Raw genomic sequence first — 23962 nt, forward strand, 5'->3', positions numbered from 1 at the left:
CCACCATGTTTGACACCCTCGCGGCGAACATCGCCCTGGTCCTGCTCTTCATCCTGGTCGGCGGGTTCTTCGCGGGCGCGGAGATCGCGATGGTCTCCCTGCGCGAGAGCCAGGTCCGCAAGCTCGCCGAGCGCGGCCGGAGGGGCGAGCGGGTGGCCAAGCTCGCCCGCGACCCCAACCGTTTCCTGTCGGCGGTGCAGATCGGGGTGACCGTCGCCACGATGCTCTCGGCCGCCTTCGGCGCCGACCGGCTCGGGATGGAGCTCGTCCCGGTGCTCGAACGCTGGGGGGTGCCGCGGGGGGTCGCGCCCGTGCTCGGGCTCGTGCTGGTGACGCTGGCCATCTCGTACGTCTCGCTGGTGCTCGGCGAGCTGGCCCCCAAGCGGCTGGCCCTGCAGCGCACCGAGGGGCTGTCGCTGTTCGTCGCGCCCTTCCTCGACCGGATCGCCGCCCTGTCGCGTCCGATCATCTGGATGTTGTCGAAGTCGACCGACCTGGTCGTCCGGCTGCTCGGCGGCAACCCGGAGGCCGACCGGGAGGAGGTCACCACCGAGGAGCTGCGCGACATGGTCGTCGGGCACGCCGAGCTCACCGCCGACGAGCGCAAGCTCATCGCCGAGGTGTTCGCCGCCGGCAAGCGCCAGCTCCGCGAGGTCATGCTGCCCCGCACCGAGGTCGAGTTCATGGACGCCGAGACGCCGCTGGCCGAGGCCGCGAACCTGGCCGCCGCGCTCCCGCACTCCCGCTTCCCCGTCTACCGCGACTCATACGACGAGGTCATCGGTTTCGTGCACGTGCGCGACCTGCTCGACCCCCAGCTGATCGGGCGTACCGAGCCCATCAGCGCGGTCGTGCCGATCCGGCCCGCCAAGTTCGTGCCCGCCTCCAAGCGCCTGCTGAGCACCCTGAACGAGATGCGCGACGAGGGCCAGCACCTGGCCATCGTGGTCGACGAGTACGGCGGCACCGCCGGCATCGTCACCATGGAGGACCTGGTCGAGGAGCTGATCGGCGACATCAGGGACGAGTACGACGTCGAGGAGGACGTCGTCGTCCTGCCCGCCGGCGAGATCGAGATCGACGGCCTGACCAACCTCAACGACTTCGCCACCGAGACCGGCGTACGGCTGCCCGACGGCCCGTACGAGACGCTGGGCGGGTTCGTGATGGCCATGCTGGGGCACGTGCCGGCCGCCGGCGAGCAGGTGGAGATCCAGGGCTTCGAGCTGACCGTCACCGAGTTGGACGGGCGCCGGATCGCGCGGGTGCGGGTGAAACGCCGGGCCGCCGTCGAGTCGCCGCCCGACCAGGATTCCTGACACAATTGCCTGCTATGGCCAGACCTCGTGTTCTCTCCGGCATCCAGCCCACCGCGGACTCATTCCACCTGGGCAACTACCTGGGTGCGGTCCGTCAGTGGGTCACCATGCAGGAGACCCACGACGCCTTCTACTGCGTGGTCGACCTGCACGCGATCACCGTGCCGACCGAGCCCGCCGCTCTGCGCAGGCGCAGCCGGGTGGCCGCCGCGCAGCTCTTCGCCGCCGGCCTCGACGCCGAGCGCTCGACCGTCTTCGTGCAGTCGCACGTGCGCGAGCACACCGAGCTCGCCTGGATCCTGATCTGCCTCACCGGCATGGGCGAGGCTGCCCGGATGACGCAGTTCAAGGACAAGTCGGCCAAGTTCGGCGAGAGCGCGGCCAGCGTCGGGCTGTTCACCTACCCGATCCTCCAGGCCGCCGACATCCTGCTCTACCAGGCCAACGCCGTCCCGGTGGGGGCCGACCAGAAGCAGCACCTGGAGCTCACCCGCGACCTGGGCCAGCGCTTCAACCACCGCTTCGGCGACACCTTCACGCTGCCCGACCCGTACATCCTCAAGGAGGTCGAGAAGATCACCGACCTCCAGGACCCGACGGCGAAGATGTCGAAGTCGTCCTCCAGCCCGGCGGGCATCCTCGACGTGCTGGAGCAGCCGGGGCCGCTGCGCAAGAAGGTCATGCGCGCGGTGACCGACACGGGCTCGGAGGTGCTGTTCGACGAGGAGAACAAGCCGGGCATCTCCAACCTGCTGCGCATCCAGTCGGCGCTGACCGGCACGCCCATCCCCGACCTGGTCGCCCGCTACGAGGGCCAGGGCTACGGCACGTTCAAGAAGGACGTCGCCGAGGCGGTCGTGGAGACGTTCACGCCGATCCGCGAGCGCACGGAGAAGCTGCTGGCCGACGAGGTCGAGCTCGACCGCCTGCTGGCCGTCGGCGCCGAGCGCGCCGCCGCCGTGGCCCGGCGGACGATGGCCGAGGTCCGCGACCGGGTGGGCTTCCTGCCCAAGGTGTGACGCGGGAAGGGCGGCGGGCCTGCCGCCCTTCCTCCGGTCGTCACAGGCGTGCGCGCCGGTCGAGGGGGCGTACGCGCAGGCGGGCGCGGAGCGCGGCCAGGCTCCGGCCGGTCAGCCGCACACCGCCCGACACGGCGGTCCATCCCGACCGTCCCCGGCTGAACGCCCAGCCGGGGAACTCGCGCATGGCCTCCTCCAGCAGGCGTTCCATGACGACGTCAGCACTCGGCGTTGTGGTCATGGACGCACAGTGCCACCCCGGACCCGATCCGTGACGAACCGCGGCGACAGATCTCGCCGTTCGGCCGGAGCGAACTCAGAGTTCGGTGGACGGCCTCACACGTCGATGTTGTGGCGCTCGGCGAGGAAACGCACCTCCGGCGCCCACGACGGCCGCGCGCGGCGCACCAGCGAGCGCACCATCTCCCGCAGCAGCAGCTTGTGGTCGAGCTCCTCGGGGCTCTCGCGCTCGATCCGCAGCAGGTAGACCAGGCTCGCGGCGTCGTCGCCCAGGTCTTCGCAGGCGCGGGCGACCTGGCACAGATGCGTGGTGCGCCGCTCGATGGACGGGGTCCTGCGGATGTCGATGTCGTCGGCCAGCCGCAGCACGGCCTCGGGGCGGCCGGTGTCGTGCTCGATGCTGGCCATGTGGATGGCGACGTTGGTGGGGCCGAAGAAGGCCAGGTCGTAGGCGTCGGAGTGGTCGTCGGCGCGGGCGGCGAGCCGGGCGGCGGCGCCGCGCACGGTCTGCCTGGCCTGCTCGTCGTCGCCGCCCCTGGCCGCGCTGATGGCGGCCAGCAGGTGCAGCGCGCCGAGCGCCTTGATGTGCCGCACGTCGCCGTCGGCCACGTGGGGTTCGAGGATCTCGATGCCGCGCCGGGCCACGTCGTGGGCGATCTGGTGCATGTCGTCGGAGAGCATCGACTGGCCGAGGTTCCAGTGGGCCCAGGCGAGCATCAGCGGGTCGGCCGACTCCTCGGCGTAACGCATGGCCCGGTCGGCGGCCAGGTGCGCGAGGTCCACCCGTTGCAGGTGCTTGAGCACCCCTCTGGCCAGCATGTACGCGTCCGTCGCGGTCCGGTAGGCCGCGGGGGTGCGCTCGGCCGCCAGGCTCTCGGCGTCGGAGACCAGCGAGGGCAGCGCGGCCATCAGGATCGAGTACCGGCGGGCCGAGGTGAACCAGGCGTTGCGCGCCGCCGCCACGCGTTCGGTCAGCTGCTCGGCGTCGGGCGGTTCGAGGTCGGGCTCGCCGGCGCGGCAGGCGAACAGGGCCCGCTCGATGTCGCGGATCTGCGGCCTGCTGGGCTCGTGGGAGTCGCGGGGGGTCTCGCCCAGGAGCACGGCGGTGCGAACGCCGAGGACCTTGGCGATCTCGCGGAGAAGGGGCAGCGAGGGGGTGCGTTTTCCGTGTTCGATGAGTTCGATGTGCCGGGTGGTGCAGCCGGACTGGGTGGCCAGCGCGGTCGTGCTCATGCCCCTTCGTTCGCGCTGGAGTCGCACCATCTGCCCGGTGCTGATGTCGGTCATGGGGGTGACGCCTCCTGGCTTGGTCCCAACACAGCACAGGCTAGGGTCACCGGAGCGACCCTGCCATGCGTTCCCCCTGGTCAGGAGGTATGTCGGCAAGCTCCCACGCCTCGGCTTCTACCCGGGTTTGCCCGCTATTGGGCTGATCGGGAGTGGTGGTCGCGCAGCCGTCCGAGCAGCCCGACGAGCTGGTCGCGCTCGGGGCCGGTCAGGGGCGCCAGCAGCTCGTCCTGGACGTCGTCCACCAGCCCGTCGAGCCGGGTGAGCCGGTCGCGGCCGCGCTCGGTCATGGAGATGACGTTGCGCCGGCGGTCGGCGGGGTCGGGCGCGCGCTCGACGAGGCCGCGCTCGGCCAGCTCGTTGAGCAGCGCGACCATGTCGCTGCGGTAGATGCCGGTGAGCCGGCTCAGCTCGGCCTGGCTGGCCGGGCCGGACTCGCGCAGCGCGACGAGCACCGCGTAGTGCCACTTGCGCGCGTCGGCGCCCGCGAGCCGGTCGCTGACCAGCCGGTCGGCCTGCATCGCGACGTGGGCCAGCAGCCGGCTCGGCAGGCCGCGCAGGCGGTCGGGGGCGGCCCGGTCGGCGGCGTCGGACATGTCGTGGCTCATGCCGGTGATCCTATCCCTTTGCGTTAGTCGCACTAACGATGTACATTCGTTAGTGTCATAAACGTTAGTAGGACGAACGAAAGAGACGTGTCATGCCTGTTGCCGAGGTGCTGGACTCGACCATGTACTACGAGGACCGGGGGGAGGGCGTGCCGATCGTCTTCCTGCACGGCAACCCCAACTCCTCCCACCTGTGGCGCAACGTGCTGCCCGGGGTGGGATCCGGCCGGTTGCTCGCGCCCGACCTGATCGGCATGGGCCGCTCGGGGCGGCCCGACCTCGCCTACCGCTTCACCGATCACGCCCGCTACCTCGACGCCTGGTTCGACGAGCTCGGCCTGGAGGAGGTCGTGCTGGTCGGCCACGACTGGGGCGGCGCGCTGGCCTTCGACTGGGCGGCGCGGCATCCGGGCCGGGTGCGCGGGGTGGCCTTCTTCGAGACCATCGTGCGGCCGATGAGCTGGAGCGAGCTGGGCGAGGGGCCGCGCGCCCGCAGCGAGCTGATCAGGAGCGAGGCGGGGGAGCGCCTGGTGCTCGACGACGACTTCCTGGTGCGGACGGCGTACACGGGCGGGGTGCTGAACCCGCTGGGCGAGGAGGAGCTGCGGCCGTACCTGGAGGCGTACGCGACCAGGGAGAGCCGCCGGCCGCTGCTGCAGTGGGCGCGCTCGATCCCGCTCGACGGCGACCCGGCCGACGTGGCCGAGGCCGTCGAGCGCTACGACAAGTGGCTGGCCGACAGCGACGAGGTGCCCAAGCTGCTGCTCACCTTCGACTCCTCGCCGACCCTGCTGATCCAGGGCGAGGTGCTCGACTGGTGCGCCCGCACCATCTCGGCCCTGGAGATCGAGCACCTGGGCCCGGCGGGTCACCACGCCCCGGAGGACCAGCCGGAGGCCATCGCGGCGGCGATCGGCTCCTGGGCCGACCGCCACGCCCTGCGCGCGAGCTAGCGGGCGCGTCCGGCGGCCTGACGGGCGGATCCGCGCGGGGGCCGGCGGACCGGCGGGCTAGCGGAAGCGGCGGCGGCCGACCAGGGCGAGCACCTCGCGCAGGGCGTCGGCGGCGGCTCTGACGTCCTGCTCCGGCACTCCGGCCAGCACCTCCTCGTGCGCCCGCGAGGAGGCGTCGAGGGCCGCCAGGGCCACCCGGCGCCCCTCGGCCGTGAGCTGCACCCACCGGCTGCGCGCGTCGCCCGCGTTGGCCTCCCGCTCGACGTAACCCGCGGCCGTCAGGCGCTGGAGCACGTTGCTGGTGCCCCCCGAGGTGAGCAGCAGCGCCTTGGACAGCTCGCTCGGCTTCATCCGGTGCGGCGCGGGTGTGCGGGCGAGCGCGGCCAGCACGTCGAACTCGGCGTAGGTCAGCCCCAGCTCGGCCAGCTCCGCCTTGATCGCCTGCTCGAAGACCAGGTGCAGCCGGGACAGGCGCTTGCTCAGCTCCAGACCGGCGATCAGCGACGACGACAGCCCGGACTCCACCCAGCGCGGCACCATCGCGTCGATCTCATCCGGTTTCACGCCACCGAGGATACCCATCGTCAGATTGCTTTTCGAAAAGCTTAATGAGAAGCTTTTCGCCATGAGAAACACTCTGCTGATCAAGAACGGCACCGTGATCGACACCGAGCCCGAGCCCGTGGTGCTCGGCCAGGTCGACGTGCGCGTCGAGGACGGCGTGCTCGCCGAGGTGGGCCCCGGCCTGCCCGACGTCCCCGGCGCCGAGGTGATCGACGCGACCGGGCGGATCGTGCTGCCCGGGTTCGTCGACACCCACCGGCACACCTGGCAGGCCGGCATCAGGGCGGTCGCCCCCGACGTCGCCTTCGACGGCTACCTGAGCCGCGTGCTCGGCGAGCTGGCCCCCGCCCACCGCCCGGCCGACGTCTACGCGGGCAACCTCGCCGGCGCGCTGGAATGCCTCGACACCGGCATCACCACGCTGCTCGACTGGTCCCACATCCAGCTCTCGCCCGCCCACACCGAGGCCACCGTGCGGGCGCTGCGTGAGTCGGGGATCAGGGCCGTGCTCGGCTGGTGCCACGGGGGCGAGCCGGGCGGGCTCGTCCGCGAGGGGCTGCGGGTGCACGAGGAGCACTTCGGCGCGGGCGGCGGCCTGGTCACCATGGTCGTCGCCGCGCTCGGGCCGGAGATCGTGGCGGAGGAGCACGCGCTGGCCGAATGGCGGCTGGCCCGCGAGCTCGACCTGCCGGTCACCGTGCACATGGGCGTCGGCGGCCCGGACAGCGCCGCCCGCGGCCTGGCGTTCATGGAGGCGAACGGCCTGCTCGGGCCGCGGACCACGTACGTGCACGCCAACAGCTACACCGACGACGACCTCAAGCGCGTCGCGGCCAGTGGCGGCAACGTGTCGGTCTCGCCGGTCGACGAGATGACGCTCGGCCTCGGCTACCCGGTCAGCGGGCGGGCCAGGGCGGCGGGCGCCCCGACCGGCCTCGGCATCGACACGGTGAGCTGCGCGCCGGGCGACATGTTCAGCCTGATGCGGGCGGCGTACCTGCTGGAGCGCGGCCGGCCGGACGGCGGCGGCATGGGCTTCACCACCCGCGACGTGCTGCGCATGGCCACCGTCGAGGGGGCCGAGGTGGTGGGCCTGGGCGACGTCGTCGGCTCGCTGCGACCAGGCAAGCAGGCCGACCTGCAACTGCTGCGCACGGACACCCTCGGCATGGCGGCGGCGCACGACCCGATCGGCGCCGTCGTGCTCAACGCCGACCCCGGTGTCGTGGAAACCGTGCTGGTCGGCGGGCGTGTCGTCAAGCGAGATGGGCAGATGCTCCACCAGGATCTGGCGGCGGTCCTCGCGTCACTGACAGAATCGGCCGACGCCGTGACGAGGTGATCGTTCGCCTCCGGCGGGCGGGGGTGAGGGCGTGATGGCGACTCTGAACGAGCGGATCGCGTCGCTGCGCGCCTGGGGCCGGGCGACGCTCGACCACTGGCGGGTCCGCAGGCTGTGGATCGACCACCTGGTCAGAGCCGTGCGCCGCTACCAGCTCCAGGGAGGCGACCGGCTGGCCGGCTCGGTCACCTACTTCTCGTTCCTGTCCTTCTTCCCGCTGCTCGCGCTCGGGTACGCGGTGCTCGGCTACACCCTCGACGCCAGCAGCGCGACCAGGGAGGCGCTGGAGACCGCCATCAACGAACGGCTCCCCGGCATGGCGACCGACCTCAACCTGGAGCAGATCGCCGGCGCCAGGACGACGGCGGGCATCATCGGCCTCCTCGGCCTCCTGTACGCCGGGCTCGGCGCGATGGACGCGCTGCGCGCGGCGCTGCGCGAGATGTCGATGACCACCGTGCCGCCCCCGAACTACTTCCTGGGCAAACTGCGCGACCTGATCTCGGTCATCCTGCTCGGGGCGACGCTGGTCGTGTCCACGCTGGTGTCCGGGGCCGCGACCACGGTCACGGACAAGGTGCTCGACCACGTCTTCGGCGACAACTCGCCGCTCAGCACCGAGGCGTTCCGGATCTTCGTGGTGGTGGCGAGCGTCGTGGCCGACTGGGTGCTGTTCGTGATCCTGCTCGGCTGGGTCGCCAAGCCGGCCGAGCCGTTCAAGGTCATCGTCAGGGGCGCGCTGCTCGGCGCGATCGGGTTCGGGCTGCTCAAGCAGGTGGCGAGCCTGCTGCTCAGCACCACGCTCAGCAACCCCGTCTACGGCGCGTTCGCCGCCATCGTGGGGTTGCTGGTGTGGATGAACTTCTCGGCCAGGCTCGTGCTGCTGGCCGCCGCGTGGACGTCCACCACGGGGTTGTGCCCGCCGCCGTCCCCGTCGCCGATCCCGTCGATCGGCGACCCGCTGGGGGTGCCGGCGGCCGACCCGGGCCAGGCGGCCGGCCCCGAGTGCAGGGGCACGACCCCGCACCCGACCTCGGAGCCCTGAGCCGGCCCTGACGCGCTCCCTGGCGTCAGAGGCGGGACCTGTTGCGCTTGCGGCGGATGCCGAAGCCGAGCCAGACGAGCCCGAACAGCAGGCCGCCGCCGATGACGGCCGAGCCGACCGTCCGGGTGGAGTCGGTCTGCTTGGAGGCCGCCGTGTCCAGCAGCGGCGGCTGGGCGGCCGGCGTCACCCGCGACACCGGCGCCGACGCCTGCGGCGCGGCCCGCACCTGCTCGGGCACCGGCTCGACGAGCCGCCCGACGGGGGTCGCCTTCCCCCTGACCGTGAAGCCCCAGTCGAGCAGCTTGGCCACCTCGTCCCAGAAGTAGCCCTCGTGCCGCATGATCGTGACGAGGATCGTGTGGCCGCCGCGGGTGGCCGCGCCGACGAAGCTGCCCTGCGCCTTGGACGTCCAGCCGTTCTTGACGCCGATCATGCCCTGGTAGCGCCAGAGCAGCTTGTTGTGGTTGCTGATCTCGTAGTAGTCCTTGGGTGCCGGAAACTTGGCAACCTTTGTACTGATATATCGCCGAAAATCGGGGTTTGCGAGGCCAGCGCGGGCGATGAGCGCCAAGTCGTACGCCGAGCTGCTCTGCCCGGGTTTGTCCAGGCCGCTCGGGGTCTTCGCCACCGTGTCGTACGCCTGCAGCCGCCTGGCCTCGGCGTTCATGTCGCGCATGGTCTGGGCCACGCCGCCGTTCGTCTCGGCCAGGGCCATGGCCGCGTCGTTGCCGGACGACATCATCAGCGCCCGGAACAGGTCGTCGACCTTGTACGTCATCTTGGGCGTCAGCCCGACCGCCGTGCCCTCCTGGTTGCAGGCGTTCTGGCTGGGCCGGACCCTGCGGTTCTTGTCGAGCTTCGGCAGCAGCGTCAGCGCCGTGAGCGTCTTGAGCGTGCTCGCCGGCAGGTAGCGGCCGTGCGCGTCCTTCGCGGCGAGCACCTGACCCGTCTCCACGTCCGCGATGACGTAGGAAGTAGCCTTGCTCTCAGGGGGCGCCTTGACGCCTTGGGGTTGCACCAGCCCACGGCTTCCCAGCGCGTCACCGCCGACGGGTGTCGCCGGGGCGGCGGATGCGGTCCCGCTCGTGAGCGTGACCGCGGCGAGAAGTGCCGTAACCGGCACAAATTTCGTCCACATGGCGGTCTCAGCGTAGCTCCGTGTGAATGCCCATGTGGCGACACATTCCCCGGATGATCCGCCTTCGATACTGGAGAGATGACCATGTCACCAAAGATCGCCGGTTTCCTCGTCATCCTCGGCGTGTTCATGATCGTCGAGTGGATCAACCTCGGGTTTAACTTGGCCGACGGACATCCCACCGGCTTCTACGTCGTGCACGGGATCCTGATCGGGGTCAACGTGATCCTCGGTGCGGTGCTGGCGGTGATCGGGTGGCGCGGACTGCGGGAGGCGGGGATCAGGCGTCGCAGAGAAGGCGGCGGGTGAGCGCGTGCAGCTCGTCGGCCTCCTCGCGCGAGTCGCCGATGGAGGTGAAGCCCAGCTTGCCGTACTCGGGGATGGCGCCGAGCAGGTGGAAGACGTTGCCCGTGCGCCGGTCGGCGTCGAAGCCGATCCCGAGCCGCCGGGCGGTCCGCATGACCTCGCCCGGCGTGCGGCCGCGCAGGCAGGAGGAGGAGCAGTTGTCGGTCGCGGTGTAGTACTTCGGCTGGTCCCCGGCCATGAGGAGGCCGGTGGCCGGGTCGTACCTGGCCCCGGTCGTCAGCACCACCGCGCCGTACGGGTGCGTCGTGCCGCCGATCCGCAGGTTGATCTCGCACAGCAGCGCGGCGTACCCGGCGTCGGCCTTGAGGGCGAAGAAGTCCATGCCGAACAGGCCCACCACGCCCCGCTCGGCCAGGATGGCGGCGATGCGCTCGGCCGACTCGCCCACCTCGTGCCGGTACTCGGGGGCGGCGGGGAACGTGCAGCCCTGGTAGACGTCGTTGTTGGGGCCGCCGAGCACCTGGTCGTGCGTGGCCAGCACGGCCGCGTGCCCGCCGGGCGTGATTCGGGCCAGGGCGCTCGGGTAGTAGAGCGGGCGATGTTCGATGAACTCCTCCACCACCGCGCCGCGTTCCCTGATCTTCGTCGTGAAGCTCGTCCAGGTCTCCCCGGCCGCCGAAAATCGGGTCAGCGAGCGGTCGGCCTTGTCGACGATGGCGTTGCCGAGGCCCGAGTAGCCGTCGTTGAGCTTGACGATCACCCGTTCGCCGGGGAGCGAGTCGATGGCCTCGTCGATCGCGATGATGCTGTGCACGTCGCCGAAACCGCGCGCCATGGGCACGCCGGCCTCGTGCCCGACCTCGCGGGCGCCGCTCTTGGAGCCGTAGTAGGCCAGCGCGGTGGCGGGGCCGTAGATGGGGACGTTGAGTGACGCGGCCAGCTCCTCCTCGGTCTCGCTGAGGACGAACGGCACCAGCCAGGTGTCGGCGTCGATCGCCGACCGTAACCGGTCGAGGACGTCGGGTCGGCGCAGCAGCGTCCGGGTGAGGGGTTGCGACCAGGGCTCGTCGAGACTGATGAGCTCCAGGCGCTTGGCGGCGTCGTCCGGGTCGGGGAGGAAGGCGAGGTAGTAGTCGATGATGTCGGGATCGATCGGCGCGGAGGAGAGGTAGATCACCTTGACCCCGGGTTCCCGGAGCGTCAGGAGGAGGAAGAGCAGGCGCTCCTCGTACGATCGGGCTGCCGTGATGCGGCGCAGCTCGTCCTGCGGCAGGGAGAGCGAGGGTACGACCACCAGGGTCCCCTCGCTCGGCTCGAAGATGCTCAACCCGGCATACTTCTCCCCGAACGGGATATTAGTGATCATATAGCGAGTGAAACACGCATTCTTCACAAATGCAGCAAGCGCCAAAGTGTCATGACCATGACAGAAGGTGACAGGATTCGAAATCGGTGAGCACGTTTGGAAGTGGCGACATCGGGTCACCATCTAATGATCCCTTGTGACTATTTTCCGGATCAGGTAGGCATGTGCGGAACGTGACCACCTGCGGTTACGGGCATGCCGTCGGCCAACTTTTGGTGTATCTGTCGGCGCGAAGGCGCACGGGAGCGATAAAGTCAGAAGCATCGCCACCGGGCTCGCGGCTTACCGCCGTGCACCCGGGCTGCTGCGACCGATGAACGCGAAGCCCGTGCTGACGATCTCGCACCGAAACCTACGGGTGTGGCTTTTGATTCGCCGAACGGCCGCCTCAACCAGGTGGCTGCCGCAGGATGGACTTTTTCGAGAGCGTTATGAGCCGACGTCCGTGCGTGGGACGCGCGGCCTCGACGGGATGGATGGTGACATATGCGGGGACGTGAGCTGCGGGGAGAGCTGGACGCGTTCCTGGCGGAGATCGAGCAGGAGCTGGTGGCGTTCCGTCGCGACCTTCACATGCATCCTGAGCTCGCCTTCGCCGAATACCGCACGACCCAGCGCATCGCCGACCGGCTGACCGCCGCGGGGCTGACGCCGTCGGTGCTGCCGCGCGGCACCGGGCTCATCTGCGACGTGGGCAGCGGCGACGGGCCGACCATCGCGCTGCGGGCCGACATCGACGCGCTGCCGCTCCAGGACGAGAAGGACGTGCCCTACCGCTCCACCGTCCCCGGCGCGTGCCACGCCTGCGGGCACGACGTGCACACCACCGTTCTGCTCGGCACCTCGATCTTCCTGGCCCAGCAGGCCGCCGCCGGGCTGCTGCCCGGCCGGGTCCGGCTGATCTTCCAGCCCGCCGAGGAGCTGCCCGGCGGCGCCCTTGAGGTCATGGCCCACGGCGGCATCAGCGGCGTCGACCGCATCTTCGGCCTCCACTGCGACCCGCGCGTCGACGTCGGCCAGCTCGGTCTCCGGAGCGGCCCGATCACCTCGGCCTGCGACAAGATCGTGGTCAGGGTCTCCGGCCCCGGCGGCCACACCGCCCGTCCCCACCTGACGGCCGACCTGGTCTTCGCCCTGGCCAAGATCCTCACCGAGCTGCCCGCCGCGCTCTCCCGCCGGATCGACCCGCGCTCCTCGCTCAGCCTCGTCTGGGGCCGGGTCGAGGCGGGCTCGGCGGCCAACGCCATCCCCGACGACGGCATCGCCGAGGGCACGATCCGCTGCCTCGACGAGAACGCCTGGCACGCCGCCCCCGACCTGATCAAGGCCCTGCTGGAGTCCGTCGCCGGCGCGTACGGCGTCGAGGCCGTCATGGACTACACGCGCGGCGTGCCGCCGGTCGTCAACGACGAGGTCAGCGTCGAGATGCTGGCCGAGGCGGCCGAGCGGGCCCTCGGCGCGGGCGCGGTGGTGCCCACCCAGCAGTCGCTCGGCGGCGAGGACTTCGCCTGGTACCTGGAGTCGATCCCCGGCGCCTTCGCCCGGCTCGGCACGCGCTCGCCCGACGGCGTCACGTACGACATCCACCAGGGCACCTTCGACGTCGACGAGAAGGCGATCGCGATGGGCGTGCGGGTGATGGCCGCCACCGCGCTGACCGCGCTGTGGGACGTCGGCCCGATCGACTCCATCAGCAACGCCATGGCCTGAGCGCCGCTCCGACGGCCCGCCGCGTCGCGCGGCGGGCCGTCGGCATGTCAGCCGAGCCTGCCGAACACCACCGGCAGCCGCAGGGACGAGTGCCCCGGCGACACGGTGACCCGGGTGCCCGCCGGATAACGCAGGGTGTAGTCGCGGTCGGTCGAGATGATCACCAGGCCCAGCCGGTGGCCCTTCTTGAACAGATAGTCCTTGGGCTGGAAGTCCCAGGTGAAGGTGTACTCCTTGCCGGGGCGCAGCGGCTGCGTGCGGTCGGCGCGGTGGCGGTTGCGCACGTCGAGCCACCCTCTGGAGACGATCTTGTACGCGGTCGTCGCCGTGCCGAGCCGCCTGAGCGTCGTGCAGCCCGTGTCACCCGGGACGCCCTCGCCGTAGCAGTAGGTCTGGCCGGTCGACAGCAGGGTGCCGTCCGGGCGCACGTCGGTGCCGTAGTCCACCAGCAACGCCGTCAGGTACGGCGAGGCGCCGTCCTTGAACGAGGCCCGCACCGAGACCGTCGGCGTGCCGGAGATGCGCACGTCGGCGGGCAGCTCGCCGGTCCGGTACGCCAGCCGGTTCGGGTCCGGCCCGGCCGCCTCCACCAGTTGCTCGGCCGACCGCGCGCTCTGGTCCACGAAGGACTCCGCGGGCGACAGCGGCCGGGGCAGCAGGCCGAGCCGTTCGCCGGCGGCCGGGTGCAGCGCGACCGTGGTGGCCCCGGGCAGCGGCCAGGAGGCGTGCTGCTGCCACTCGCCGACGCCGATCTCCACGTCGGCCTGCGGTTCGCGCATGATGCCCGAGTCGACGCCCTGCAGCCAGTAGTCGAACCAGCCGTGCAACTGGCGCAGCCACTCGGCGGTGCGCAGGTTGAAGGGGTTCATGTGGGTGCCCTGGTGCAGCCAGATCTTGCGCGGCACGTGCCGCTCGGCCAGGGCGTACCACCATTGGGCGAACTGCTTGGTCTTGACGTTCCAGTCGTTGAGCCCGTGCACGAGGAAGACGCTGGCCTTCACCTTGTCCACGTCGTTGAGGTAGTTGCGGGCGTCCCAGAGCGGGCCGTAGTCGCCGGTGATCCGGTCCTGGCTCGCGGTCAGCGCGTCCATCTTGGCGCCGCAGACCTCGAAGCCCCGGTCCCTGGTCAGCACGAACTTGGCCAGGACGTCCAGGTCCTCGCCCTGGTAGCCGCCGGGGGCCAGGACGCCGCCGTTGGCCCGGTAGTAGTCGTACCAGCTGGAGATGGCGGCGATCGGCACGATCGTCTTCAGGCCCTCGACGCCGGTCGAGGCGACGGCGTTGGGCAGGGTGCCGTTGTAGGAGACGCCGATCATGCCGACCTTGCCGGTGGACCAGGTGGCGCTGACCTCGTTGCCGTCGGCGTCGAAGCCGCGGGCGCGGCCGTTCAGCCAGTCGATGGCGGCCTTCGGGCCGGCCGTCTCGTTCCGGTCGCCGGTGGACGGGCAGCCGGTGGCGCGGGCGCTGCCGACGTTCTCGACCAGGGCGATGGCGTAGCCGCGGGGCACGAAGTAGTTGTCGTAGTAGCCGTCGAAGGGCTCGCCGGCGAGCTTGTTCGACAGGGACTTCAGGGTGGGCAGCGGGTTGCCGTTCGCGTCGACGTCCACCGGGTGGTTGGGCACGTCGTTGCCGGGGGCGTAGTAGGGGCTGGCCTCCATGATCACCGGGACCTTCAGGCCCTGGTCGGTCTCCTTGGGGCGCAGGATGTCCATGGCGACGCGGTCGGGCTGCCCGTCGTCGTCGCTGTCGGTCCCGGCCACCTCGACGAAGACCGTCTGCTTGACGGCGTCGGCGCGGGAGAAGACGGGCTGGGTGGCGTTGTTCTCGATCTTGAGGGTGGGGGTGGCGGCCGTCGCCGGGGCGGGCCCGCCCAAGGTCACGGCGAGGATCGCGACCAGCGGTACGGCCAGTGTCTTCCAAGGCTGCATACGGGGCTCCGATACGAAATTTCCACCGTTGATCGGAATCTCTGCCATGATCGACCGCTCGGCAAGGGCCCCTTCCATACCAAACTTGGGCAAAATCTTCCGGGGGCCGTCCCAAGTGCTTGAACCCAGATTCAGGTCACGGACGCGCTTGATGTCGATAACGGAGAGGTTGCGACCCTGTGTGCCGGTTTGGTCTGCCCTGGTCAAGCAACTATCTTCCGTGCAGGTGCCGTACGTTTCTTCGCGCCTGCGATGAAGTTCGACGGCGAGGAAATGGAAGGGAGTCGCCTTGCTCGGCAAGCGATTCAGCAGGATTGCCGTCGGCTCGGTAGCCGGCGTCATGCTCATGGCAGTCGCGGCCTGTGGCGGCGAGGGCGGAGGCACCTCGGCGAGCACGCAGCCGAGCTCCGGCGCCAGCAGCGAGGCCCCCAAGGGCGGCCTGAAGGTCGGCCTGGCGTTCGACGTCGGCGGCCGTGGCGACAAGTCGTTCAACGACGCCGCCTACGCCGGCCTGGAGAAGGCCAAGACGGAGCTGAACGCCGACATCAAGGAGCTCAGCCCGGCCGCTGACGGCTCCAACCGCGGCGACCTGCTGCGCCAGCTCGCGGACGCGGGCTACAACCCCATCATCGGTGTCGGCTTCGCCTACGGCGACGACATCAAGAAGACCGCCGCCGAGTACCCCGACGTGCAGTTCGCCGTCGTCGACTCGGCCTCCAACGGCCCGAACGTGACCGGCCTGCTGTTCGCCGAGGAGCAGGGCTCCTACCTGGCGGGCGTCGCCGCGGCGACCAAGTCGGAGGCCGGCCACGTCGGCTTCGTGGGCGGCGTCGAGAACGACCTGATCAAGAAGTTCCAGGCGGGCTTCGTGATGGGCGCCAAGTCCGTCAAGTCGGACATCAAGATCGACATCAAGTACCTCACTCCCGACGGTGACTTCTCCGGCTTCAAGGCCCCCGACAAGGGCAAGGTCGCGGCCGAGAAGATGTACCAGGACGGCGCGGACATCGTCTACCACGCCGCCGGCGACTCCGGCCTCGGCGTGTTCCAGGCGGCGGCCGCGGCCAAGAAGAAGGCCATCGGCGTCGACTCCGACCAGCGCCAGACGGTCAAGGAGACCGACCTCCAGTCGGTCATCATGACCTCGATGCTCAAGCGCGTGGACGTCGGCGTCTTCGAGTTCGTCAAGGCCTTCCAGGGCGGCGCCAAGGGCGGCAGCAACACCGTCTACGACCTCAAGGTCGACGGTGTGGGCCTGTCCACCACCGGTGGCGAGATCGACGACATCAAGGACAAGCTCGACGCTGCCAAGAAGGACATCGTCGACGGCAAAATCACGGTTCCGTCCAAGCCGTAATCTGGGTAGGAACGGACGACCGAGGGCCCGGAGTCCCCACTTCGGGCCTTCTGGCTATCCGCCCCGTCCGCCCCCCATGCTCTAGGAGAGGCGAAATGAGCTCGGACACCCTCGCCGCGGTGCAACCCGCCGTAGAGCTGGAGGGCATCACCAAGCGTTTCCCCGGCGTCGTCGCCAACCACGACATCCGCATCACCGTCGAACCCGGCACGGTCCACGCGATCGTCGGGGAGAACGGCGCGGGCAAGTCGACCCTGATGAAGATCCTCTACGGCATGCAGAAGCCGGACGAGGGCACGATCAGGGTCAACGGCCGGGAGGTCAGCTTCCGCACCCCCAGCGACGCCATCGACGTCGGCATCGGCATGGTCCACCAGCACTTCATGCTGGCCGACAACTTCACCGTGCTGGAGAACATCGTCCTCGGCGCCGAGCCCACCAGGGCCGGCGTGCTCGACACCGGCAGGGCGCGGGCCCGCATCGCCGAGCTGGCCAGCAGCCACGGCCTGCGCGTCGACCCCGACGCGCTGGTGGAGGACCTCGGCGTCGGCGACCGCCAGCGGGTGGAGATCCTCAAGGTCCTCTACCGCGGCGCCCGCATCCTCATCCTCGACGAGCCCACGGCGGTCCTCGTGCCGCAGGAGGTCGAGGAGCTGTTCGAGAACCTGCGCGAGCTCAAGGGCGAGGGCCTGACCGTCATCTTCATCTCGCACAAGCTCGACGAGGTGCTGAACATCGCCGACGCGATCACCGTGATCCGCCGCGGCACCACCGTCGCCAGCGTCAACCCCGCCGAGGTGACCGCCCGCCGGCTGGCCGAGCTGATGGTCGGCAGCGAGCTGCCCACGCCGGAGACCCGCGAGTCCACCGTGCGCGAGAGCGTCACGCTGAGCGTGTCGCGGCTGACGATGGAGGCCGACGGCTTCCGTGCCGTCCCCAGGGGCACCTCCGTCGACCTGTACGTCGACAAACTGCGCGAAGAGGGCAAGCGCCTGATCCTCGACGACGTCTCCTTCGACATCCACGCGGGCCAGATCCTGGGCATCGCCGGCGTCGAGGGCAACGGGCAGTCCGAGCTGATCGAGGCGATCATGGGCATGCGTCCCGCCCACGGCACGATCACCCTGGGCGGCGTGGACATCAGCGCCTGGTCCACGCTGAAGCGCAGGGAGGCCGGCATCGGCTACATCCCCGAGGACCGCCACCGGCAGGGCCTGCTGCTGGAGGCGTCCCTGTGGGAGAACCGGGTGCTCGGCCACCAGACCAGGCCCCCGGCGCGCAGCGGCATCTGGGTCGATCGCCGCGCCTCCAAGGCCGACACCGAGCGCATCGTCAAGGAGTACGACGTGCGCACCCCCAGCGTGGAGACCCTGGCCCTGGCCCTGTCCGGCGGCAACCAGCAGAAGCTGATCGTCGGACGCGAGATGAGCGGCGAGCCCTCGTTCCTCATCGCCGCCCACCCCACCCGCGGCGTGGACGTCGGCGCCCAGGCCGCCATCTGGGACCACCTGCGCAACGCGCGGGCCGCCGGCCTGGCCGTGCTGCTGATCTCGGCCGATCTCGACGAGCTGATCGGCCTGTCCGACACGATCAGGGTCATCCTGCGCGGCCGGCTCGTGGCCGAACTCGATCCTTCCGACGTCACGCCCGAGCGGCTTGGCGGTTACATGACCGGCGCCATCGCCGGCACTGAGGAGACGTGATGCCCGCCGGGCTCAACCGGGCGCTGCTCACCGTCGCAGGCGCCGTCGTCGCCATCATCCTGGCGATCGCGATCTCCAGCGTGGCGATCATCGCGGCGGGCGCCAGCCCGATCGACGCGTTCGCCGCCTTCTTCGACTTCGGCGAGACCGCGCGCTCGGTGTCCAACGGCATCGCGGCGTTCCTCAACCGGGCGGTGCCGCTGTTCATCGCGGGTCTGGCGGTGGCCGTCGGCTTCCGCATGAACCTGTTCAACATCGGCGTCGAGGGCCAGTACCGCATCGCGGCCATCTGCGCGGCCTACGTCGGCTCGACGTTCACCGCGCCGAAGCCGATCCAGATCCTCGTGATCATCGTGGTCGCGGCCGTCGTGGGCGGCGCGTACGCGCTGATCCCCGCGGTGATGAAGGTGACCCGCGGCGTGAACGAGGTGATCTCCACGATCATGCTCAACTACATCGCCATCGCCCTGGCCTCCTACCTGGTCCGCGGCCCGTTCGCGGGCCAGCGGGCGGCCGGCCAGCTCACCACGACCACGCCGCAGCTGCCCGAGTCGGCCATGTTCCCCAACCTGAACTTCGTCTTCGACTGGTTCGGGCTGCTGGCGCCCACCCGCGGCGGCGGCGTGTGGGGCTTCCTGCTCGTGGCCGTCGTGCTCGGCCTGGTGGTCTGGGTCGTGCTGGAGCGCACCCGCTTCGGCTTCAACGTCAAGGCCAGCGGGCTCAACGGCCCGGCCGCCTTCGCCTCGGGCGTCAACCCGAAGAAGATGGTCATCGCGGCCATGGTGCTGTCCGGCGCGATCGCGGGGCTCATCGGCCTGCCCGAGATCCTCGGCGACAAGGGCGCCTTCAACTCCAACTTCACCGCCGGCCTCGGCTTCCTCGGCATCGCGGTGGCGCTGCTGGGCAGGAACAAGCCCGTCGGCATCGCGATCGCCGCGCTGCTGTTCGCCTTCCTCGACCGGGCGCAGGGCGCGCTGCAGATCGCGGACGTGCCGTCGTCGGTCATCACGATCATCCAGGGCGTCATCGTCCTGCTGGTGGTCATCGCGAACGAGGTGACCAACCGCATCGCCATGCGGCTTGAGGAGCAGCGGGCCGCCCGGCAGCTCGACACGAACAGACCGGTTGAGGTGGCAGCATGAGCAGGGTCGGCAAATACCATCTGGCGCTGCTCGGCGTCGCCGCGCTCATCCTGCTGCTGTCGCTGGTGCGGATCATCTCCGGCCAGGACGACCTGACCTCCTCCGGCACGTTCAACGCGGCGCTGCTGCTCGCGGTGCCGATCGGCCTGGCCGGTCTCGGCGGCCTGTGGGCCGAGCGGGCCGGCGTGGTCAACATCGGCCTCGAAGGCATGATGGTGCTCGGCACCTGGTTCGCCGGCTGGGCCGGATACCAGTGGGGCGCCGTGGCCGCGCTGGTCGCCGGGCTGCTCGGCGGCGCGCTCGGCGGGCTCATCCACGCGATCGCGACCGTCACGTTCGGCGTCGACCACATCATCAGCGGCGTCGCCATCAACCTGCTCGGCCCCGGCATCACCCGCTTCCTGTCCGAGGTCCTCTACGGCGAGGGCACCTCGGCCAGCGCGAAGGGCGCCGGCATCACCACCTCGCCGGCGATCAGCTCGGGCGCGCCCGAGGTGAGCCTGCCCGTCCTGTCCGACGGCCCAGACCTGCTCGGCAAGCTGGAGAGCACCCACTGGTTCCTGCTCTCCGACCTGGCCGGCATCCTGCGCGGGCTCACCCACGACGTGAACGCGCTGATCATCCTGGCCGTGCTGCTGCTGCCGGTGACGTACCTGGTGCTCTGGCGCACGTCGTTCGGGCTGCGGCTGCGGTCGGCGGGGGAGAACCCGTGGGCGGCCGAGTCGCTGGGCGTGAACGTCTACCGGATCAAGTACCTCGCGGTCGTCGTCTCCGGCGCGTTCGCCGGGCTCGGCGGCGTGTTCCTGGTCTTCGTCTCCAACAAGTACGTCGAGGGCCAGACGCAGGGACGCGGCTTCATCGGCCTGGCGGCCATGATCTTCGGCAACTGGCGGCCCGGCGGGCTCGCGGCCGGCTCGTCCCTGTTCGGCTACGCCAGCGGCCTGCAACTGCGCAGCTCCGGCGAGGCCAACGCGGTCACCACGTTCTTCCTGTTCGGCGCGCTGCTGCTGGTGGTCTACCTCGCGCTGCAGATCCGCAGGCTGGTCGTGCCGAGCCAGCCGGCCGAGATCGTGGCCAGGGGCGTCAAGGACTACACCGTGATCGCCGCCGCGGCGGTCGGCGCGCTCCTGCTGTTCTGGCTCTGGCGGACCGTGGAGACGCTGCCGGGCGAGTTCGTCTTCATCACGCCACACGTGCTCACGCTGCTCGTGCTCCTGGTCGCCTCGCAGCGTCTGCGGATGCCCAAGGCCGACGGCGTACGCTTCCGTCGGGGGGATCAACATTGAACATCGATTGGGACGGCCTGCGCGCCGAGGCCGCCACGGCCATGCGCAACGCCTACGCGCCGTACTCCAAGTTCCCGGTGGGGGCGGCGGCGGTCGTCGACGACGGCCGGATCGTCACCGGCTGCAACGTCGAGAACGCCTCGTACGGGCTCGGCCTGTGCGCCGAGTGCGGCCTGGTGTCGGCGCTGCAGATGTCGGGCGGCGGCCGGCTGGTGGCCTTCACCTGCGTGGACGGCCACGGCGAGCTGCTCATGCCGTGCGGGCGCTGCCGTCAGCTGCTGTACGAGTTCGGCGGTGAGAACCTGCTGGTCGAGACCGTCGACGGCCCCAAGCGCATGGCGCAGATCCTGCCGTACGCGTTCGGCCCCGACGACCTCAGCAGGAGCTCGTGACCATGGACGCCATCGAGGTCATCCGCGCCAAGCGCGACGGCGGCGAGCTCACCACCGCCCAGATCGACTGGGTGATCGCCGCCTACACCCGCGGTGACGTGGCCGACGAGCAGATGTCCGCCCTGGCCATGGCCATCCTGCTCAACGGCATGAACCGGCGCGAGATCGCCGACTGGACGCAGGCCATGATCCGGTCGGGCGAGCGCATGGACTGGTCGATGCTCGACCGGCCCACGGCCGACAAGCACTCCACGGGCGGCGTCGGCGACAAGATCACGCTGCCGCTGGCGCCCCTGGTGGCGGCGTGCGGGGCGTACGTGCCGCAGCTGTCCGGGCGCGGGCTCGGGCACACCGGCGGCACCCTGGACAAGCTGGAGTCCGTCCCGGGCTGGCTGGCCTCGCTCTCCAACGACCAGATGCTGCACGTCCTGCGCACGGCCGGCGCGGTGGTCTGCGCGGCGGGCTCCGGGCTGGCCCCGGCCGACAAGAAGCTCTACGCGCTGCGCGACGTCACCGGCACCGTCGAGTCGATCCCGCTGATCGCCTCGTCGATCATGTCGAAGAAGATCGCCGAGGGCACCGGTTCGCTGGTGCTCGACGTGAAGGTGGGCTCCGGGGCGTTCATGAAGACGACCGAGAGCGCCCGCGAGCTGGCCGAGACCATGGTCGCGCTCGGGAGCGACGCGGGCGTGCGCACGGTCGCCCTGCTGACGGCCATGGACCGGCCGCTCGGCCGGGCGGTGGGCAACGCGCTGGAGGTCGAGGAGTCGATCGAGGTGCTGGCCGGCGGCGGCCCGTCCGACGTGGTCGAGCTGACCGTACGGCTGGCGCGCGAGATGCTGGCGGCGGCCGGGGTCTCCGGCAAGGACCCGGCCGACGCGCTGCGCGACGGCTCGGCCATGGACGCGTGGCGGCGGATGATCTCGGCCCAGGGCGGCAACCCCGACGCGGTCCTGCCGCGGGCGGCCGAGAGCATGACGGTGGCGGCGCCGTCGTCCGGCGTGCTGGCCCATCTCGACGCGTACGCCGTGGGGCTGGCCGCCTGGCGGCTCGGCGCCGGACGGGCGCGCAAGGAGGACCCGGTGTCGTTCGGGGCCGGGATCGTGCTGCACGCCAAGCCCGGCGACCTGGTGCGCGCGGGCCAGCCGCTGCTGACGCTGCACGCGGACGAGACGGCCAGGTTCGAGCGGGCGCTGGACGCGCTGGACGGCGGCTACGAGGTCGCCGAGTCGGGGCGCGAGCTGCTGCCCCTGGTCATCGACCGCATCGGCTGACCGCCGGAAGCACGCGTGCGCGGCGGCCGGACCCCTGCCCGGGGACGGCCGCCGCCGCTTTTCCCTGGCCGCGTACCTGCTAGGTGGTGACGGCGGGGACCTCGGGCACGTCGGTGAAGACGCCCGCGAGCACGGCGCGCTGCGTGGGCAGCGCCTCGGTGTACCGGGCGCGCCCCTCGTCGGTGATGCAGACGAACACGCCCCGGCGGTCGGAGTCGCACGTGCCGCGGGTGACGAACCCGCTCTTCTCCAGCCTGGCCACGACCCTGGACAGGGCGCTCTGGCTCAGGTGGACCTCTTCGCAGAGCTCCTGGATGCGCAGCTTCCTGTCGTGGTGGACGATCCGGTCGAGCACCTCGAACTCGCTGGGCCCGAGCCCGTGCCGCTCGCCCAGCTCCCGCTCCAGCGCGCACATGGCCTTCGCGTGTTTGGCCAGGACGTAATGCCAGGTCTCGACCACGAACTCCTCGTCCATGTCGCGGAGGTTACCATCTCGGGAAGTTTCATGCAACGACATTAAATGCGCTTGCATTAGATGCTGCTGCATGTATTGTTCTGACTCATGTCCTCTTCCTCATCCCGTTGGGGCGCGCTCGCCGTGCTCTGTGCAGTGATCTTCCTTGACGCCCTTGATGTCTCCATGGTCGGTGTCGCCCTGCCGGCCATCCAGCACGATCTGGGCCTCAGCACGTCTTCCCTGCAGTGGGTGGTCAGCGGCTACGTGCTCGGCTACGGCGGTCTTCTGTTGCTCGGGGGCAGGACCGCCGACCTGCTCGGGCGGCGCAGGGTGTTCCTGGTCGCTCTGGGCGTCTTCGCCGTCGCGTCGTTGCTGGGTGGTGTCGTGGACGACGGGGGCCTGCTGATCGCCGCCCGGTTCGTCAAGGGTGTGGCCGCCGCCTTCACCGCGCCCGCCGCTTTGTCGATCATCACCACCACGTTTCCTGAGGGCCCGGAGCGCAACAAGGCACTGAGCATCTTCACCGCCTGCGCCGCGAGCGGCTACTCGCTCGGCCTCGTGCTCTCCGGCCTGCTGACCGGGCTCGGCTGGCAGTGGACGCTCCTCATGCCGGTGCCGGTCGCGGTCATCGCGCTGATCGCCGCGCTGAAGGTGCTGCCGAAGGTCCAGGAGGAGCGGGCCGAGGGCGGCCACGACCTCGTCGGCGCCGTGCTGATCACCGCCTCGATGTTGCTGCTGGTCTTCACCGTCGTGCAGGCTCCCGAGGTCGGCTGGGTCTCGTTCCGGACGATCGGCTCGCTGGTGGCCGTGGCGGTGCTGCTCGGCCTGTTCGTCCTCACCGAGCTGCGGTTGAAGCACCCGCTGGTGCGGCTCGGCATCCTGCGCTCGGGCCACATCGTCCGGGCCAACCTGGGGCTGCTCATCCTGATGGGTTCGTACGTGGCCTTCCAGTTCGTGGCCATGCAGTACTTCCAGAACCTGCTGCACTGGTCGGCGCTCGGCACGGCCATGGCGTTCCTGCCCGCGGGCCTGCTCGTCGCGGTCACCTCGACCAAGATGGGTGACTTCGCCGACAGGTTCGGCACCGCCAAGCTGATCGTCATCGGCGCCGCGGCCCTGGCCGGCGGTTACGCGATCTTCCTCGGCATCGACGAGACGCCCAGCCTGGGGGGTCTGGTGATCCCCGGCATGGTCCTGATCGGCGTGGCGTTCGCCCTGTCCTTCCCCTCCCTGAACATCCAGGCCACCACCGGCGTGGACGACGACGAGCAGGGCCTGGCCTCCGGGCTGCTCAACACCTCCGGCCAGGTCGGCGGCGCGATCGTGCTGGCCGTGGTGACCGCCGTGCTGACCTCGGGCGGCGAGACGCTGTCGATCGGCGCGCTGCGCTCGGCGATCGTGGTCGCGCTGGTGCTGGCCCTGGTCGGACTGGTGATCTCGGCCACCGGGCTGCGCTCGCGCAAGGCCGCCGCGGTCGAGGCGGAGGACGTGAAGGTCTTCGAGGCCGTCTGACCTCCCTGTGATCG

At 70.4% G+C, this 23962-nt stretch carries 22 protein-coding genes; 14 read left to right on the plus strand and 8 right to left on the minus strand.

The window, feature by feature from the left end; all coding sequences use genetic code 11:
* Positions 1 to 5: 5 nt before the first annotated feature.
* Both ACIBQ6_RS39995 and trpS read left to right on the plus strand, forming a co-directional pair.
* Positions 6 to 1319: a hemolysin family protein gene (locus tag ACIBQ6_RS39995; RefSeq protein WP_397218365.1), complete on the plus strand. Its 1314-nt coding sequence runs from the start codon at positions 6 to 8 to the stop codon at positions 1317 to 1319.
* A gap of 14 nt (positions 1320 to 1333) precedes the next feature.
* Positions 1334 to 2338, plus strand: a complete 1005-nt coding sequence (trpS, locus tag ACIBQ6_RS40000) for a tryptophan--tRNA ligase (protein ID WP_352362044.1) — start codon at positions 1334 to 1336, stop codon at positions 2336 to 2338.
* Between the two features lie 40 nt (positions 2339 to 2378).
* Here trpS and ACIBQ6_RS40005 read toward each other — a convergent pair whose 3' ends face one another.
* From ACIBQ6_RS40005 to ACIBQ6_RS40015, 3 genes are all read right to left on the minus strand, one after another.
* Positions 2379 to 2579: a hypothetical protein gene (locus tag ACIBQ6_RS40005; RefSeq protein ID WP_357969777.1), complete on the minus strand. Its 201-nt coding sequence runs from the start codon at positions 2577 to 2579 to the stop codon at positions 2379 to 2381.
* A gap of 95 nt (positions 2580 to 2674) precedes the next feature.
* Positions 2675 to 3865: a helix-turn-helix domain-containing protein gene (locus ACIBQ6_RS40010; protein ID WP_397218366.1), complete on the minus strand. Its 1191-nt coding sequence runs from the start codon at positions 3863 to 3865 to the stop codon at positions 2675 to 2677.
* Between the two features lie 134 nt (positions 3866 to 3999).
* The gene (locus tag ACIBQ6_RS40015; protein WP_358282368.1) at positions 4000 to 4473 is read right to left on the minus strand and encodes a MarR family transcriptional regulator; all 474 of its coding nucleotides are present in this window, start codon (positions 4471 to 4473) and stop codon (positions 4000 to 4002) included.
* 92 nt (positions 4474 to 4565) lie between these two features.
* Here ACIBQ6_RS40015 and ACIBQ6_RS40020 point away from each other — a divergent pair, with 92 nt between their 5' ends.
* Complete coding sequence (locus tag ACIBQ6_RS40020; protein WP_387669096.1) at positions 4566 to 5426, plus strand: haloalkane dehalogenase; 861 nt, start codon at positions 4566 to 4568, stop codon at positions 5424 to 5426.
* Between the two features lie 57 nt (positions 5427 to 5483).
* Here the strand turns inward: ACIBQ6_RS40020 and ACIBQ6_RS40025 are convergent, their stop codons facing one another.
* Positions 5484 to 5990, minus strand: coding sequence for a MarR family transcriptional regulator (locus ACIBQ6_RS40025; protein WP_352362035.1), 507 nt, complete (start codon positions 5988 to 5990; stop codon positions 5484 to 5486).
* Between the two features lie 61 nt (positions 5991 to 6051).
* On the opposite strand from ACIBQ6_RS40025, the gene ACIBQ6_RS40030 reads away from it, so the two are divergent.
* Both ACIBQ6_RS40030 and ACIBQ6_RS40035 read left to right on the plus strand, forming a co-directional pair.
* Positions 6052 to 7332, plus strand: a complete 1281-nt coding sequence (locus ACIBQ6_RS40030) for an amidohydrolase family protein (RefSeq protein WP_358282372.1) — start codon at positions 6052 to 6054, stop codon at positions 7330 to 7332.
* Positions 7333 to 7366: 34 nt separating this feature from the next.
* Positions 7367 to 8377 (plus strand): YihY/virulence factor BrkB family protein, encoded by a 1011-nt coding sequence (locus tag ACIBQ6_RS40035; protein WP_397218367.1) that lies wholly within the window; start codon positions 7367 to 7369, stop codon positions 8375 to 8377.
* A gap of 25 nt (positions 8378 to 8402) precedes the next feature.
* Here ACIBQ6_RS40035 and ACIBQ6_RS40040 read toward each other — a convergent pair whose 3' ends face one another.
* On the minus strand, positions 8403 to 9395 hold the full coding sequence (locus tag ACIBQ6_RS40040) for a D-alanyl-D-alanine carboxypeptidase (protein ID WP_358282376.1): 993 nt from the start codon (positions 9393 to 9395) through the stop codon (positions 8403 to 8405).
* A gap of 198 nt (positions 9396 to 9593) precedes the next feature.
* Here ACIBQ6_RS40040 and ACIBQ6_RS40045 point away from each other — a divergent pair, with 198 nt between their 5' ends.
* The gene (locus tag ACIBQ6_RS40045) at positions 9594 to 9824 is read left to right on the plus strand and encodes an SCO4848 family membrane protein (RefSeq protein ID WP_352326812.1); all 231 of its coding nucleotides are present in this window, start codon (positions 9594 to 9596) and stop codon (positions 9822 to 9824) included.
* Here the strand turns inward: ACIBQ6_RS40045 and ACIBQ6_RS40050 are convergent.
* Positions 9796 to 11187, minus strand: coding sequence for a peptide ligase PGM1-related protein (locus ACIBQ6_RS40050; protein WP_358282377.1), 1392 nt, complete (start codon positions 11185 to 11187; stop codon positions 9796 to 9798). The genes ACIBQ6_RS40045 and ACIBQ6_RS40050 overlap by 29 nt on opposite strands.
* 486 nt (positions 11188 to 11673) lie before the next feature.
* Between ACIBQ6_RS40050 and ACIBQ6_RS40055 the strand changes: the two genes are divergently transcribed.
* A complete protein-coding gene (locus ACIBQ6_RS40055) occupies positions 11674 to 12897 on the plus strand; it encodes a M20 family metallopeptidase (RefSeq protein WP_358282379.1) in 1224 nt (407 codons plus the stop codon).
* Between the two features lie 47 nt (positions 12898 to 12944).
* Here ACIBQ6_RS40055 and ACIBQ6_RS40060 read toward each other — a convergent pair whose 3' ends face one another.
* Complete coding sequence (locus ACIBQ6_RS40060) at positions 12945 to 14825, minus strand: Xaa-Pro dipeptidyl-peptidase (protein ID WP_397218368.1); 1881 nt, start codon at positions 14823 to 14825, stop codon at positions 12945 to 12947.
* Between the two features lie 289 nt (positions 14826 to 15114).
* Here ACIBQ6_RS40060 and ACIBQ6_RS40065 point away from each other — a divergent pair, with 289 nt between their 5' ends.
* The 6 genes from ACIBQ6_RS40065 (at position 15115) to ACIBQ6_RS40090 (ending at position 21979) form a co-directional block, all read left to right on the plus strand.
* The gene (locus tag ACIBQ6_RS40065) at positions 15115 to 16182 is read left to right on the plus strand and encodes a BMP family ABC transporter substrate-binding protein (protein ID WP_357702386.1); all 1068 of its coding nucleotides are present in this window, start codon (positions 15115 to 15117) and stop codon (positions 16180 to 16182) included.
* Positions 16183 to 16277: 95 nt separating this feature from the next.
* A complete protein-coding gene (locus ACIBQ6_RS40070) occupies positions 16278 to 17885 on the plus strand; it encodes an ABC transporter ATP-binding protein (protein WP_397218369.1) in 1608 nt (535 codons plus the stop codon).
* Entirely contained in the window at positions 17885 to 19027 is a 1143-nt protein-coding gene (locus ACIBQ6_RS40075) for an ABC transporter permease (RefSeq protein WP_352362017.1), read from the plus strand. Before ACIBQ6_RS40070 ends, ACIBQ6_RS40075 begins: the two co-directional genes overlap by 1 nt.
* Positions 19024 to 20313, plus strand: coding sequence for an ABC transporter permease (locus ACIBQ6_RS40080; protein ID WP_358282385.1), 1290 nt, complete (start codon positions 19024 to 19026; stop codon positions 20311 to 20313). Before ACIBQ6_RS40075 ends, ACIBQ6_RS40080 begins: the two co-directional genes overlap by 4 nt.
* The gene (locus tag ACIBQ6_RS40085) at positions 20310 to 20705 is read left to right on the plus strand and encodes a cytidine deaminase (protein WP_352324863.1); all 396 of its coding nucleotides are present in this window, start codon (positions 20310 to 20312) and stop codon (positions 20703 to 20705) included. The genes ACIBQ6_RS40080 and ACIBQ6_RS40085 overlap by 4 nt, the downstream gene beginning before the upstream one ends.
* A gap of 2 nt (positions 20706 to 20707) precedes the next feature.
* Positions 20708 to 21979 (plus strand): thymidine phosphorylase, encoded by a 1272-nt coding sequence (locus tag ACIBQ6_RS40090; protein ID WP_358282387.1) that lies wholly within the window; start codon positions 20708 to 20710, stop codon positions 21977 to 21979.
* Between the two features lie 79 nt (positions 21980 to 22058).
* Here the strand turns inward: ACIBQ6_RS40090 and ACIBQ6_RS40095 are convergent, their stop codons facing one another.
* Positions 22059 to 22454, minus strand: coding sequence for a MarR family transcriptional regulator (locus tag ACIBQ6_RS40095; protein ID WP_358282389.1), 396 nt, complete (start codon positions 22452 to 22454; stop codon positions 22059 to 22061).
* Positions 22455 to 22541: 87 nt separating this feature from the next.
* On the opposite strand from ACIBQ6_RS40095, the gene ACIBQ6_RS40100 reads away from it, so the two are divergent.
* Entirely contained in the window at positions 22542 to 23948 is a 1407-nt protein-coding gene (locus tag ACIBQ6_RS40100) for an MFS transporter (RefSeq protein ID WP_358282391.1), read from the plus strand.
* Positions 23949 to 23962 lie beyond the last annotated feature (14 nt).

The sequence above is a fragment of the Nonomuraea sp. NPDC049655 genome (assembly GCF_044465465.1).
Taxonomy (GTDB): Bacteria; Actinomycetota; Actinomycetes; order Streptosporangiales; family Streptosporangiaceae; genus Nonomuraea.